Below are 14,637 nucleotides of genomic sequence, written 5' to 3'. Positions count from 1 at the left end.
TACATAGTAAATTATCTACTATATTAGCCCAACTTGCTAGTCCAGCTACTGTATAATAAGATCAAATCAAAATAATATCTACATCGTATAGAACATCAATGTTTTTATTTACCCTACAATGACGGTTTCCGTGCAATATTTAGAGCTGAGTATTATCTCTATTCTTGCAGGTTTAGCTATTTTCATTCCATATGCGGTGACATTGCTCGGTCTGAAGAATTCAAGACAGCAATTTAGAGAACTCTCCAAAAAAGACATTCTCCTTTTTTCCATAGTAATTGGAGAAATGGCTATAATTGTACCCACAACTACCATTGGCTTTGCCAATTTTGTACATATTGGAGATATTTTCTATGTTATCACAATAGCTAGCATCATTGTTGCATCGGCAATTTTGATCAAATCTAGAATTTTATCGGTCAATATCTTTCAACAATTAAAACATTATCTTAAGCAACCCGAGTACCTTTTCATTATTGCGTTGTTATTGTTCTATAGCTATCTTGTACTGATCATTCCTGTTGAACTTTCATATGATACTGCAAATTATTATTTGCCATATTCTTTGGGACTTCTAAAAAACGGTTTTATACCGTCAGATCCCATTCTATCTTATACCACCTTAGGAGGGCAGCCAGCTCTAACGCCAGGAGTATCTGCAATTTATGCCTACTCTTTAAAAATAATCCCGTTTACAGACTCATTTAAGTTACTTCCTATCTTGTTTGCGATTCATCTATGTATCAGTATTTCCTTATTGGCAAAGGAGATCTATCCCCGTATTCGACGCTCTTGGGTAATCATAATTACACTAATTTCCCCTCCCATGTTTTTCTACTTAACCACTGCCCCCTATAATGCAGATTTACTATTTTCAGCTTTCTTTATTACAGCGATTCTTGGCGTAATAAAATCAAAGAAATCGAGTAGTATACTATGGACAATACTAGCAGGCGCCAGTGCTTGTGGAATGGTTCTTACAAAAGATGCAGGTTTGCTATTTCTTCTTCCGATCTTCTCATTAGTACTGCTTGGTCATAGGCAGATTGGAAAATTCTGGATTGCACCATTTGCGCTGCAATTATTGGTACCAATCTCCTTCTTGTTGAATAGTACGTTATCAGATTTCTTTGTCGAACATTCTACTTCTCTTATTGTGATCCAAGTGGTCAGCCTTGCCATTTTGTATTATTTCTCGCGCTCATATCGTGCAGAATACAATACAAGGATAATTCCATTTGCTCTGATGTTTGTTCCTGCAGTCATATTCGTAATTATGATGACGGGTATTTGGGGCTCACCAATAATTAGAACATATGCAGGTTTCTTTATTACACCAGGAAGCGCTGTGGATTATCCATGGGCATCGAATATTGCCCTTAAAGGTTTGGGAGAGGCTGCATTTCCCATTAAGCCGCAGAACTTTCAGAATATGTTTTTTAATATAGGCTACATTTTTGTTGCCCCCGCACTAGGTGGGTTACTATTCGTACCAAGGATTGCTACTATATTGAGAAATTTCAGAAGACAGAGTGGTCAAGTTCTATTACCAATTGTGCTCATCATAGTAGTTGTAAACTGGATCTGTGTATTTGCGGGCATTAATTACAATGATCAATCTACGTTCAGGCATACCTTGGATGTAATTGCCATAATGTCGGTATTAACAGTTATAGGAATTTCTTCCATAATTAATGAGGGTGACTCACACAATAGGCTAAAGTTCCTCATTATCGCGGCAATCATTTTTGCAACATACGTTCTAACTTACTTCGAATATAATTCAACACTCTTTTCACTCAAATCCAGAATAATATCTCAAGAGCCATTTCTCCAATACATAGTATATTCGATTGCGATCTTTGCTTCAATATTTTCTGTACAAAAAATTAACTTTAATTTTCTTACAAAAATAGCTCCATATTTACTCAAGGGTGCTATAGCTGTAATTTTGTTGGGCGCAGTGATTCCATATATAGCTGGAACAATGCAAGTCATAGCGACCAATAATGGATCCTATGAAGAGACTAATCGACAAAACCTTTCTTCATTGTCCTTCGGACCGGCGACTCTTGCAGTTCATGATTATTTCAAAGGACGCAATATGGAAGGCCGCATATTAGCTTATGGAATTGATTGGTTTTCATACCGAACAGGTCTTGAAGTTTTAAAAATGGAAACTATCATCGATCTGGCAGTGTTAAAAAATACTCTTACCGGAAATGACACAGCTAGCGTTGTGACTAAACTCAAAGATATGGATATCCAATACATTGTCACACCAGTCTCAGGCGGAGCTTATGAAAGGTTTAGGAGCCTATATAATGAGACGAGAATATTTGAAGTATTGACACCGGAATATACTACTCAACAAGCCAAGTATGGTAATTTGGCAATCTATCAAATAAGATGAACGAGTGATAAGGATTTTAGAATTGACAGGTCCATGGTAGGCGGCGACCAAGTATAGAACTTAGCGCTGCAACATCATCACGATATATTTCCGTCAAAAACTGTCTTTCTTTCGCACTAATTTGTGGCTTTCCAGTTTTTTTGAAAAGAAGCTTATTTCCCCTGAGCCAGTCTATAAGAGATGTTGGCAAAGTTCCCGCTAATGCAGAAACAGCTCGATTCCGCAGTAATGAAAGAACAAGGTTGTTTCTAGGAACAAAAAATGAATTGTAAGCAGTATCTATATTATTTGGCACCTTTGATTGTATTCTCAGGAATTTCAGTGTATCAATTACTGAATGTTCAGTATTCTGGATGAACTCCTCGAAAATGAGGATCTTTACATTCTCCTTACCAAATATTTCCAAGTATTTCTTTACTTGTTCAGAATAGAATCCTAGCTCGATGTATAAATTGGAAATTCCAAAGCCTTTTCTTTGCAGAGCATAATCTTTTACCAATGCATCGTAAAAAGGCAGTGTTTCTACACCTCCTCTAAAACTCATCAAGTAGTGCGAGAAAGCTCTGGTTACAGGATCTCGCAGAATCATTATTATTTTTGCATTTGGTATCTTTTCAGATATGAGATGAGGAGATTTTGGATCCCATAGGTAGGATGTACTGGCTTCACCAACCGCAAGTTTTGTTTCTCCATCCTTAAATAGATCCAAATACTTTTGCTCAGATCTTATTACCTTATAAGGAAATTTGGAAGTAGGTTGAACGTTTGGAGCAAAAAAATGTGGCTCTTTCATCTTGGACATATAGATATCTGGAACTTGAGTTAAATATTCATAAAGTGAGGTGGTCCCACCTTTATGAGCACCAACGATAAAGAAGTTAGGCCAGATAGACTTTATCACGATATCTCTTAGAACATACCTAATAAATATTAGCTTGAGCAAAAATCTCATCTTTCAATTGACTCAGCATATATCATACAAACTTATGATGATAGAACCACTTATAAGAAGACTCTATAATTAAGACTCTACATTGTTAATAACTATAACTAGATCTCATACGAGATGTGATTCAATGGGATGAAAATTGCATTTGTCGTAACTCATTTGAGTTATGGTAGTCCAGGATCCTTCGTACGAGTACAAGAAATAGCAAGACATCTAGACAAACTTGGCGTTGCAACCACTATTCTTACACCCTTCGAAGAAGATTTAGTAAATGTTTCCGATGTGAAAGTAGAATTCATTCCCTCTTCAATGTCCAAGATCGGATTGATGTCGACTGCCTACAAGCTAATACGCAAGACGGCCTATTCACGGCTCACCTCTGGCCTTTTTCTTTCCGAAGGCTCCTTTACTAGAATGGCAAGTATCATAGAGGGAGGCATGCAAAAGATACTGCAGAAACAAGAATTTGATATTCTGCATGCTGTCCAGCCCATAGCAGCGCTTGCTTGTTCTGCACTAGCAAACAAATATGACATACCACTTGTGTCCGACATTCACAACGATTGGCCAGAAGAGATAGCTGCCCAAGGCCTCTGCAAGAGAGATGATAACATTTACAGATTTCTGCACGATGTCAAGCAAAAAATAATAGATTTATCTGATGCAGTTACAGTTGTAAGTGAAGAGCTCAAGAAATATTTTGTTGAAAAATATCGAATAACAAGCAAACCTATTGTTGTAGTGCCTCCAGGTGGACCTATCGTATCTAATGTCGATAATACAATCAGAGAGAGGAATGTGGTATACGCAGGAATGGTCAATTATAGAGAACATGTCGACTTGTTTGCAAGAAGTATTCCATTTGTAAAAGAAGACGCGACATTCTATATTTCAGACTATGGAGATTCCATCAAGAATGTCAAAAATATTACGAAGAAAATCGATCAGGAAGTCAATTATGTTTGGTTTAAGAAGCGGCAGGAAGTTCTGGGGTTCTTATTGCGTTCCAAACTGGGCATCTTAACATCACATGATGATATCACCAGACAGTTAGGACCGCCTCTAAAACTATATGATTACATGGCTTGCGGCTTACCTGTGATTGCAAATGATATAGGAGGATGGTCAAAGATGATCGAAGATGAAAAAATCGGTCTACTTTCGAAAGATGATCCCAAGCATTTTGCACGGTGTATTGATGACTTGTTATCTAACGAATCACTATGGAAGGAAATGCATGAAAACACTCTTCATCTCATAGGTACAAAATACAAATGGGAAAACGTGGCAAAGAATGAACTTATTCCACTATACAAGAGATTGACAAGAGATATTTGATTTTGCGTCAAAGTCAGAGATTCTAAAAAGGCAAGATTTACGATGGATACATTTGTATTAACATACAAAATCCCCGGATTCAGATTAAAGTAGTAAGATTCATCTTGAGAGAAGCGGCGTTGGATGAATTTTCATCTATCTAAGAATCCCGATTCTCTTAACTTAACAAGTATTTTATTGGTGCTTTCCTCAATCGTTTCCTTTGCTGTATATACTATGAGATCGGGACTTAGAGGTTCTTCATATGGATCTTGAAGACCTGTAAGATTCTGAATTTTCCCTTCTAACGCTTTCTTATACAATCCTTTAGGATCCCTTTCGATACAGATTTCTAAGGAGCAATTTACATAGACTTCAACAAAACCAATTCCAATTTCCTTTTTTGCAAAAGTCCTCAATTCTCGATAGGGCGAGATTAGTGATACAATACTACCAATTCCGTTCCGAGATAATAATTTGCTAAGATATATGACACGTCTTGCATGTAATTCTCGATCTTCTTTTGTAAAACCTAGCTCAGGACTAAGTTCCTTTCGTACAATATCTCCATCCAATAGTTCGGTTCTTACATCTAATTCCTTTAGCTTTGAGAGTAGATTATTTCCTAAGGTTGTCTTTCCTGAACCAGGTAGCCCTGTAAGCCAAACTACAAATTGCGAATTCGTGCTGCGCTCACTAACCATATGAGTCCCCTGATTGTGGGATCAGAGTATTAATAAATTCTCCTTTGAGAGCTATGGTGGCCATAGGAGATGTTATATTCATTGCATGATTAACATATTTCACAATCTTAATGATGATTATGAAGTATTGTTTTTGCTATAATGATTTGTTGGAATGCAACTGTTCTTATTCAAGAGGGGGACGTTGAAGGAAGGGTTAAATAGAAATTTGAGACTGTAACTATTGCTATCACCACAAGCCATATTGAAATGGTAACAAATTTCATTTTCCCTTGTGATGGATTCCTATAAATTTTGGCAAGGGCAACGGCAGCTGGAATCTGAAAAGGAATATCAAATAAAACCCGCGATTGTATGACCCATTGACCGAACAAGAAAGGCAGGATTCCCATTGATAAGAAGATAATCATAAGAACTTCCTGATTAGATTCCATTCTTGATGTGAGCATCCAATATAGTCCCAACCCAAGAATAATACAGTTAGCGAAAATGCCTCCTACGTATGTTGTTGTAGTATATTGTAGATTGTTCCATCGTAAACTAAATTGATCAATGCTAGCTCTGCTATTACCAAGCTCTAGATCTTTTTCAATACCACTCGAAGAGCCAGTCAGGCTTGTTCTTCCTATATCAATAGCAACGGTACACATGAGCACGGCAAGAAGTACAATTGCACCTTTCTTTTCGCCTTTTAGGTGATATCTATTATTGCGACGGATATAATACTGAACTAGAGACACGCTTAAGAAAATCCCCATGACAATAACGAAAATACTCCAAGTATAGACGTGACCGAGTAATGTTAGTAAAACAAGAATGCTGAATAGGAACAAGTTCACTTTTTTTCCACTACTTAAATATCTCAAAAGAAAAATAAATGACGTGTAACCAAAAATCAGGGCAAACCAATTTGCATAAAAGCCGGCATATGTTCCAATTAATACATGATAAGATATCGCCGTAACAAATGACGCAAATATAGAAATAACATCATCTTTTGTAAGTTCTCTCGTCAGAAAGAAAATCACTAGTACTAATATAGGTCCAAGTAGCAATGGAAGATATTCGATCGTAAATATAAGATCATCTTCATTCTCATGGAAAACATGTTGAAAACTAAAAATCAAAATAAGCGACAGAGGTCGATCTCCATCGTTAACTTTGACAAAGGCTTGATTTAGGAAATCTTCGATGGACTGTGTCCTCGCCAATTCGCCTGTGACAATAGAATAGTTTAGTGTATCTACACCAATTAGCTGATTATCCTTGTTCAAAGAGGGAAAATGGGGAATAGCAACAATGATCACAGATAATATCATGCAGATCGCAATACAGACAAACTTCTTGGTTGTGCTTAAAGTATCATAATTCTTTGGTGTAAAAGTTTTATTATATCTTAGAGAACTCGAAACGAAGTTCATCAATAGCTTAATTGGAAATGACATTATCAGTAAGAGCATTAGAATTGGAGAGAAGCTTGAAAAAAGAAGAAAGATAACATAAGAATAATTATTCGATTCTAATATATTAGACGGAGCAACATGTAAGATGGCAGATGTGAGCCCCAATAGTCCCACGATCAGGCCCACAATTGAAATGTAGTTGACTATAAGGGAAGGTCTGAAGCTTGCTGGCCATTTGCCAGAAAAAAATTTGACAAACATTAAGAAGAAAACGATTGTGGGGAAGGATATCAGCGACAATCCTTCTAATACAGATCTAAAATTGAAGACAGATACGATTATGAGGAGAATAGCCAGAATTCCTGTTAGCAATCGACCAATCTTCGAATTTATTGAAATTAGTAGCCACACAATTAGAAGTGCGCCTATTATAACATGATCCACGAATTCATTTATAATATAGAAATTGAAATTACTATAGTAAGTTACTCTGTCAACTAAAGGATATATTCCTATCTGAAAAAATGTCCCCACAGTATAGATGTAGAATATGCCTAGAATGGATAAGCTCAAAGAAGCTATAACAGATGATCGTGATGAGCCAATACCAAGAATTCTTTCAAGGTAAGGACGGACAACAGCTCCACTATCCAATCCAGTTCTGGTTTATAAGAAAAATACGTCTCTTTTAAGGATGTTACTTAGGATAGGAGAAAACATTTAGATCCATACGATTATGCAATATAGTCATCATTCCGAAACTATCTTGAAATTCCGCCAATGTTAGCTGGGCTTTTTTTAGGAAGCATTTCGTTGAACATATGCATTAGTCCAGCGTCAAGGCCGTCAACTGTTTCAAAACCCAAACATCCTCTGATATTTGTCATGTCAGCGCAGCTATGCAGAATATCGCCCTTCTTGGCTTCAAGGTATATGGGCTTTAGATCCAATCCAAATATTCTTGTCATTCTCTCGGCTAATTCATTAATAGAAATTGCCTTTCCCGTTCCAACATTAAAAGTGCCAGAGATTTCAGATTCTGCCGCAAGGATTATTGCTCTTGCCACATCCTGAACGGAAATAAAGTCTCTGGTTTGACTTCCATTTCCATAAATTGTTGGGGCCAATCCTGCCGACAACCTTTCTGCGAACTTTGTAATTACTCCAGCGTACTCTGGATTCTGACCTTCTCCATAAATGTTAAAGAAACGTAGAGAAACAGCCTTCTTGATCATGCCACGAATCTTGTAATCCATCACGATTCTCTCTCCATCAGCCTTGCTTATGCCATAAGGCGAAAGAGGTTTCAGGGTATCATTTTCATTGACAGGAAGTGACAGAGGATTTCCATAGACCGCAGCAGAGGACGCGAAAACAAAATTACCTACTCCATTGCGAGCGCAAGCTTCAAGCACAGAAACAGTCCCTCTTATATTGACATCGATAGTTTCGTTAGGGTTTATCACTGAGTCTGCTACGCTCACTTTTGCAGCAAGATGCACGCATGTGTCAACCTCTTCTTGTTTAACGATTTCTTGAATAGCTTCGGTATTCCGGATATCTTGCTTGTAGGCCACAATATTCTCGCCAAAAATCTTGGCATCTGCAACATCTACGATAACTACCTTATACTTGCGCAAAGCAAGTCTTGTGACAAGATGCTTACCTACAAATCCTGCAGCACCTGTTACTAGAATGTTATTCAATGTCTCTACGCAGAGTATAGCTATACTAAAACATTTACCATCATAATTCTCCATCTCAAAATTTGAGAATATATTTATAGAATAAGTCATTCAGGCTCAATTGTATTATATATAATAGCAGACCCTAGCCAATATTCACTTTAGTCCAAATCAGAAATTAGGGATTTCCATAGTGATCACGGACTTTGGCATCTTGCTTTTATATAGTATCTAATATTCCACAATAAGCAGATGGAAAATACAGAGAAGCGCCCCTGGGGCCACTTTGAACGCTTTACACTTAACGAGCCTTGCACGGTCAAGCTTGTCTATGTTGACGGCGACAAGCGCCTCAGCCTCCAATACCACAATAACCGCTCGGAATTCTGGAAGGTAGTCAAGGGCCCGGTAAGAGTGCAGATAGGCAAAGAGAAAAGACTGCTGCAGACAGGAGAGTCCATCACGATACCAAAAGGTACAATACACAGGCTTGAGGGCGCAGGCACCGACGCTGTAATACTAGAGATTTCCAAGGGAGACTTTGACGAGGCTGACATCATAAGAATTGAAGACGATTATGCCAGAAAATGACTCTTGGTTGCTTGTACCTAACGTCAACTTTTCATCAGATAATACCATGTGTGTATATATATCGCCGTTGCAAAATCTGGTAGCTAACCCTTCTGGAATTGCAATTCGGTGTTGTTTATTTGCGCACCTCCCATCTTTACCGTAGCCTTTCAAAACGGTGCATCCGGGTTCAAGATTCAGCCCTGAGCACTTCATCCATCTTATTCCTGGCCTTTCTTGATACCTTTACCCCTTCCCAAAGTGTTGTAAACCGCCAGTCGAGCTTCTTTTCCTTGGCTACCTTGTTCATCTCGCTGTAGACCGCATTCCAGAAAGCGGCAGGCAGCTGCTCTGCCTTCGTCACCATAGTCACAATCTTGAAGTCTATGTTGGCTATCATCCGCTCTATGGCCAGCTTCTTATCCACGTCATCTGCCTTGTCCAGATATGATGCCAGCCTGCCGCGTTGTGTGTCTAGCTTGATTATCTGCCTGAAGATATATTCGTCAAAGTCGATACGCTTCCATTCTTTGCCAAGTTCGCGGTACAGCAGCTGTATGTCGTTGTCTATGATATTCTTTTCAACACTCAGCATCTCTGCAATGGTTATTGCGGGCATCCCTGCTCAAAGTACAGGCGGTAGACATGGTTTCTCCTCCTCGACCTTTCAGACTTTGTATATTTCGAGTTTTTCTTCCCGGGTTTGCTCAGACCTAACTTTTTGTTCCTCTCTTCTTCTATGAACTCGGGGCTTATGTCAAACACATCTGGTTGCTGCTGCGGCTCTTGATCGGAAACTTTGGGTACCACGCGTACAGAGCTCTGAAGGGTATCTTAAAGTCAATCTATCCTTTGGCATGAATCTTGGAACGATATGATATCGACAATGGTCGAGCGTAGTCGTTCCATTCTTGGTCTGGAACGCTGATGCCGTCTGAATCTGGTGGTAGTCAAAGATTGATGCCAAAGGATAGGTTAACTTTAGTCTAGAAGTGAACTACCCACGTCTTAAGACGTGGACTTCTTGCTTCCTCGACTGAAACTTCCTTATCCGTTGTCGATGTCGGACAAGTAGAGGCTCTGTCTCTGTACGGGCCTGTTCCAGACCCAGTTTTTCGATGTTGCGCGCCGCGTTCAGGTCTCTGTGGATGACCAGACCGCAGCTGTGACATTCAAACGTGCGTACTGACAGGTCAAGCTTTTCTTCCGCAACCACCCCACACCTTGAGCTTTTCTGCGATGTACCCTTTGGGTTGACAGTAATAACCTGTCCGCCACGCCTCTCTACCTTGTAGGCAGTATGTATACTGAAGCAGCTTTCCCCAAGTGACATCCATTATTGCTTGTGCCAAGAAATGGTTCTTGACCATGATGTTAGCGATATTGAGTTTCTCGAATGCTACAATAGTATAGCCTTCATCTGCAAGCATCTTTGATGTCTTGTGCACAAAGTCGTCTCTGCACCTTCTCACCTGTCGCCATGCTTTGGCCAGAGCAATTCTTGCCTTTTCTCTGTTCCTTGAACCCTTTTGCTTTCTCTCTTTTCACCAACATGCAGAGAGCCCGACATCGTGTTCAATGCAACATTTTGTTCGTTTTGTTCGCCTTGCTTTTTTTCGACAGAAGCCTCATTATTCTTTGTTTTGATTTAGGATTATGCGGCTTGATTCTTAGTCGGTAGTGGCAACAAGGGCACCGAAAATCGTCCCATTCTATGAACAAGCCGCATACCTGACACCTCTTCTGTCCAACACCATAACGCCCGCCAACGTGTGACGGAGGCTTTGGGGCCTTGTATCGAACGCAAATTCCTTTACAGCTCATATTGTACGTCTCATGACCCCCTCTCTTCAACCCCACTCTTCAACAGAGTCTCCATGTTTTTCACATTTTTCTCCAGCGATACATGTACCGGCAAGAACAGGGGGAGAGGCGTCGTTGTCACTATCATTTGTATCTCTCTACCAGCCTCTCTTTCTCTCAAGAGATCTCTTCGGGATCTTCTCTTGTCTTTTTGCCCGAGCCCCTCTCTCTTGGCTTGATCTTGTCCAGGGCTGCTTCAAAGTGTCTCATCGACACTTCCAGTTTGCCGCCACCACTTAGGTTGACATGCTCCTTGATAGCAGTCATCGCCGCTGCGTTCACCAAAGCTGCAATATCTGCACCAGTCATGCCCTCTGTCATTTCGACCATCTTGTCCAGGTCAACATCTGAAGCAAGGGGTTTTTTCCTTGTATGGATCTGCAGTATCTGCTTCCTTGCTTCCTTGTCCGGTACTGGCACTTCAAGTATCCTGTCAAATCTTCCGGGGCGAAGGAGCGCCTCGTCAATGATATCCGGCCGGTTGGTCGCGCCTATCACTACCACGCCCTTCAGGTCTTCCAAGCCGTCCATCTCTGTCAGCATCTGGCTTATTACCCGCTCTGTCACATGCGCATCGCCTTCAGAGCCTCTGCGCGGCGCTATTGCATCCAACTCGTCAAAGAACACGACGCACGGTGCTGCCTGCCGGGCCTTTCTGAAAACTTCCCTTACACCTTTTTCTGACTCGCCGACCCACTTGCTTATCAACTCCGGCCCTTTTATGCTGATGAAGTTTGCTTCTGATGTTGCTGCCACCGCCTTGGCTATCATTGTCTTGCCAGTGCCAGGTGGACCATGGAGTAGTATGCCTTTGGGCGGTCGGACGTCTGCTTGTGCAAATAGGTCGCCATGCTTGAGTGGCCATTCTATTGCTTCTGCCAATTCCTCCTTTACTTGTTGCAGGCCCCCAATGTCTTCCCACTTTACATTTGACTTTTGCACCAGCACCTCGCGCATTGCAGAAGGCTGGATATCCCTCAGCGCCTCGTCAAAGTCCTGCTTTGTGACTTTGATCTTGTTCAATATTTCGGCAGGTATGTTTGGCTGTTCCAGGTTAATCTCTGGCAGTATCCTTCTAAGCGAGCGCATGGCGGCTTCCTTGCTCAATGCCTCCAAGTCGGCGCCGACAAACCCATGAGTAACCTTGGCTATTGACGCAAGGTCAACGTCTTGTGTCAAGGGCATCCCCCTTGTATGGATCATGAGTATGTCAAGCCGGCCTTGTTCATCCGGTATCCCTATCTCTATTTCCCTGTCGAACCTGCCCGGGCGTCTAAGGGCAGGATCGATGGCATTAGGCCGGTTGGTCGCGCCAATCACTACGAGCTTGCCCCTGGACTTTATTCCATCCATCAAGGTCAAAAGCTGCGATACCACTCTTTTTTCAACGTCACCACTGACCTCTTCTCTTTTCGGAGCTATCGAGTCGATTTCGTCAATGAATATTATTGACGGCGCATTTTCTTCAGCTTCCCTAAAGATTTCTCTTAGCCTTTCTTCGCTCTCCCCGTAGAATTTGCTCATTATCTCCGGGCCGCCTATCGAGTAAAAGTTGGCATTTGTTTCATTTGCGACTGCCTTGGCAAGGAGCGTCTTGCCAGTCCCAGGAGGGCCGTGAAGAAGTATGCCTTTAGGAGCCTCAATTCCAATGCGCTCAAATATTTCAGGATGCCGAAGGGGCAGCTCTATCATCTCCCTGACTTTTTGCACTTCGTTTTTCAAGCCGCCAATGTCCTCATAAGCTACCCTTGAGACTCCCTTGCCTGCGGATTTTGGTACAGAGCCAATTACAAATTCGGTATTGCTGTCGATTAGCGATGCCACATCCGATGGCGAAGTGCCTGTAACGGCAAAGCCGATTCTTCTGCCCATTATGTTGAGCGGGATTACATCGCCTTTTCCGACCACGCGACCTTCCAGCAGCTCCGGCAAGTGTTCTTCGAGACCTACGATGTTGAGCTCTTCTGTCGGGGCCAGGATAACTTGCTCTGCTTTTTTCACATTAACTTTTTGGACGATAACACTATCGTCGATTCCAACTCCGATGTTATTGCGGGTATACCCGTCTATCCTGATAAGCTTCTTATCATAATCTTCTCGCTGACTCGACCAGAGAAGCGCGTAACTTTTCTTGCCCTTGAAATTAATTTCCAAGACGTCTCCAGCAGACAGGTTTAGCTCCTCCATGATTCTTGGATCAACTAGAGCCATCCCTCTGCCGACAAACTTGGGGTTTGTTTCGGCCACTTTTAACGTAATTCTGTTAGCGTTCTTGCCACCATTTTTTGCCATCTAGTTTTTCGCCTCTTTTTCTTTATACAACAACAAATTAAGGGGTAGGAGCTTTTTGACCCGTTTTTACTCCACCTTCACGTCTGTCGCCTTTGGCTTCGGAGCCTCTTTCAGCTTTATCTTCAGTTCCAGTATGCCATTTGCGTATGTAGCCTTTGCAGACTTGTCATCCAGCGCTACATCGATAGGTATCTCGGTATGGTACTTTTTGTCGCCTTTTTCTGCGTGTAGGGTGACACGGTCTTCAGATACACTGACTTTGATGTCCTGCTTTGTCACACCGGGCATCTCTGCTGTGATGGTCATCGTGTTTTCTTTTTCATCCAAGATGGTGTCTACCAGTGGCTCTCGGGTTTCGCTCGGTGCCACCAAGCCTTTTGTGCTGGGTCTGATGTTGCCAAATTCTCTCACGTGTGGCTTGCCATCAGGACCTATAGTGACCTGATACCCATAGTAATACGGAAAGTTCGTGGCTATTTCCTCAGGTCTCATGCCTCTGACTGTCCTGAACATCCTATTCAGCATCTCTTCCGCTTCGGCGAATTCCCTGTCAATGTCTTCAAACAGTTGCCTTCCGAAACCGAATTCTCTATCTCTCCACATTTGTGAAGTTCACCTGCACAATAGATACACCCGGAGAGATTTATTTGTTACTCACATTCTGTTAGTAACAGACGGGGGAAGATGAGTGTAGATTCACATAACTATTGTAGGTCGAGCAAGACCTTTGCACTGTCATTGTTCATCTTTTTTCTCATTCCACTTAGAATCGTTTTCAGGTCAGACTCCTTTTCATCCATCATGTCTGACAGCTCGGCTATAGAGCTTGGCGATTCTTTCACTATCATATAGAGGATCTTCCGCTCGTCTTCTTCAAAGCCCTCCATTCCAATCTTGTGGAGTTTATTTAGGATGAGCTGCTTTAGCGCACGCAGGTCGTTCAGGCGCGATTCCAAATTGGACATTTCTGTTTCTATGTTAGACAGACTTGCCTTTAGCGAAGCTAGTGCTTCTCCAGCATCTTCAGGCATTAGATCAAGCACCTTGTAGTATTTCTTTGACTCCTTATGCCGTGACTCTACAATCTCTTGCTTTGTTACCGTAAAGTCATCTTCAGATAGCGAGACGGTCAAAATGAACGAATTATTGAGGCGGTAGTATTTTCTGTCCGGTGCTCCGAGGCTGCTTTTTTCAGCATATGTTTCAATCAGGCCACTTTCTTCGAGAGCCTGTAGGTGCCGTAACACTGCCTGTTGGCCAACATCTATCTCCCTTGCCAGCTGGTTGAAATACATCGGCTCTTGAGACAGCATAGCGAGTATCTTCCGCCTAGTATCATTTCCCAAAATGTCTAGTATTATGTCAGATTCCATTTGCGCTTGCCCGGCCAACTATCAAATCACCTTGCCAAAATAAAAAGGAAGAGTCGGACATGGAGCAG

Annotated in this window: 15 protein-coding genes; 3 read left to right on the top strand and 12 right to left on the bottom strand. The window is 41.4% G+C overall.

Features of this window, described 5'->3' with window-relative positions; genetic code table 11:
* The first annotated feature begins 118 nt into the window (after positions 1–118).
* Positions 119–2,413, top strand: coding sequence for a glycosyltransferase family protein (locus NVIE_RS10445; RefSeq protein ID WP_075055191.1), 2,295 nt, complete (start codon positions 119–121; stop codon positions 2,411–2,413).
* Positions 2,414–2,429: 16 nt separating this feature from the next.
* Here the strand turns inward: NVIE_RS10445 and NVIE_RS10440 are convergent, their stop codons facing one another.
* Positions 2,430–3,356 carry a sulfotransferase family protein gene (locus NVIE_RS10440; RefSeq protein WP_158435201.1) on the bottom strand — a complete coding sequence of 309 codons (927 nt, stop codon included), beginning with the start codon at positions 3,354–3,356 and terminating at the stop codon, positions 2,430–2,432.
* Between the two features lie 138 nt (positions 3,357–3,494).
* Here NVIE_RS10440 and NVIE_RS10435 point away from each other — a divergent pair, with 138 nt between their 5' ends.
* A complete protein-coding gene (locus NVIE_RS10435; RefSeq protein ID WP_084790776.1) occupies positions 3,495–4,700 on the top strand; it encodes a glycosyltransferase family 4 protein in 1,206 nt (401 codons plus the stop codon).
* A 131-nt stretch (positions 4,701–4,831) separates the two neighbouring features.
* Here NVIE_RS10435 and cysC read toward each other — a convergent pair whose 3' ends face one another.
* The 3 genes from cysC to NVIE_RS10420 all read right to left on the bottom strand — a co-directional run bounded on the left by cysC (position 4,832) and on the right by NVIE_RS10420 (position 8,582).
* Positions 4,832–5,383 carry an adenylyl-sulfate kinase gene (gene cysC, locus NVIE_RS10430; protein WP_075055188.1) on the bottom strand — a complete coding sequence of 184 codons (552 nt, stop codon included), beginning with the start codon at positions 5,381–5,383 and terminating at the stop codon, positions 4,832–4,834.
* 170 nt (positions 5,384–5,553) lie between these two features.
* On the bottom strand, positions 5,554–6,690 hold the full coding sequence (locus NVIE_RS10425) for a hypothetical protein (RefSeq protein ID WP_158435200.1): 1,137 nt from the start codon (positions 6,688–6,690) through the stop codon (positions 5,554–5,556).
* Positions 6,691–7,547: 857 nt separating this feature from the next.
* On the bottom strand, positions 7,548–8,582 hold the full coding sequence (locus NVIE_RS10420) for an NAD-dependent epimerase/dehydratase family protein (RefSeq protein WP_084790775.1): 1,035 nt from the start codon (positions 8,580–8,582) through the stop codon (positions 7,548–7,550).
* Between the two features lie 141 nt (positions 8,583–8,723).
* On the opposite strand from NVIE_RS10420, the gene NVIE_RS10415 reads away from it, so the two are divergent.
* Positions 8,724–9,062, top strand: coding sequence for a phosphomannose isomerase type II C-terminal cupin domain (locus tag NVIE_RS10415; RefSeq protein ID WP_075055186.1), 339 nt, complete (start codon positions 8,724–8,726; stop codon positions 9,060–9,062).
* Positions 9,063–9,231: 169 nt separating this feature from the next.
* On the opposite strand, the gene NVIE_RS10410 is transcribed toward NVIE_RS10415, so the two are convergent.
* The 8 genes from NVIE_RS10410 to NVIE_RS10380 form a co-directional block, all read right to left on the bottom strand.
* Positions 9,232–9,660, bottom strand: coding sequence for a hypothetical protein (locus NVIE_RS10410; RefSeq protein WP_075055185.1), 429 nt, complete (start codon positions 9,658–9,660; stop codon positions 9,232–9,234).
* Entirely contained in the window at positions 9,648–9,851 is a 204-nt protein-coding gene (locus NVIE_RS14910; RefSeq protein WP_144239655.1) for a hypothetical protein, read from the bottom strand. Before NVIE_RS14910 ends, NVIE_RS10410 begins: the two co-directional genes overlap by 13 nt.
* A gap of 187 nt (positions 9,852–10,038) precedes the next feature.
* Positions 10,039–10,305, bottom strand: a complete 267-nt coding sequence (locus tag NVIE_RS16330; RefSeq protein ID WP_374213699.1) for a zinc ribbon domain-containing protein — start codon at positions 10,303–10,305, stop codon at positions 10,039–10,041.
* Positions 10,235–10,534 (bottom strand): transposase, encoded by a 300-nt coding sequence (locus tag NVIE_RS15940; RefSeq protein WP_258914183.1) that lies wholly within the window; start codon positions 10,532–10,534, stop codon positions 10,235–10,237. The genes NVIE_RS16330 and NVIE_RS15940 overlap by 71 nt, the downstream gene beginning before the upstream one ends.
* A 341-nt stretch (positions 10,535–10,875) precedes the next feature.
* Positions 10,876–11,025, bottom strand: a complete 150-nt coding sequence (locus NVIE_RS15535; protein ID WP_158435199.1) for a hypothetical protein — start codon at positions 11,023–11,025, stop codon at positions 10,876–10,878.
* Positions 11,022–13,196 (bottom strand): CDC48 family AAA ATPase, encoded by a 2,175-nt coding sequence (locus NVIE_RS10390; RefSeq protein WP_075055181.1) that lies wholly within the window; start codon positions 13,194–13,196, stop codon positions 11,022–11,024. The genes NVIE_RS15535 and NVIE_RS10390 overlap by 4 nt, the downstream gene beginning before the upstream one ends.
* 66 nt (positions 13,197–13,262) lie before the next feature.
* Positions 13,263–13,799 carry an archaeal heat shock protein Hsp20 gene (gene hsp20 / locus NVIE_RS10385; protein WP_075055180.1) on the bottom strand — a complete coding sequence of 179 codons (537 nt, stop codon included), beginning with the start codon at positions 13,797–13,799 and terminating at the stop codon, positions 13,263–13,265.
* A 101-nt stretch (positions 13,800–13,900) separates the two neighbouring features.
* On the bottom strand, positions 13,901–14,569 hold the full coding sequence (locus NVIE_RS10380) for an ArsR/SmtB family transcription factor (RefSeq protein WP_075056154.1): 669 nt from the start codon (positions 14,567–14,569) through the stop codon (positions 13,901–13,903).
* Between the last annotated feature and the right edge of the window lie 68 nt (positions 14,570–14,637).

This window comes from Nitrososphaera viennensis EN76, from assembly GCF_000698785.1.
Classification (GTDB): domain Archaea; phylum Thermoproteota; class Nitrososphaeria; order Nitrososphaerales; family Nitrososphaeraceae; genus Nitrososphaera; species Nitrososphaera viennensis.
This window is presented reverse-complemented; position numbering and strand designations above follow the sequence as displayed.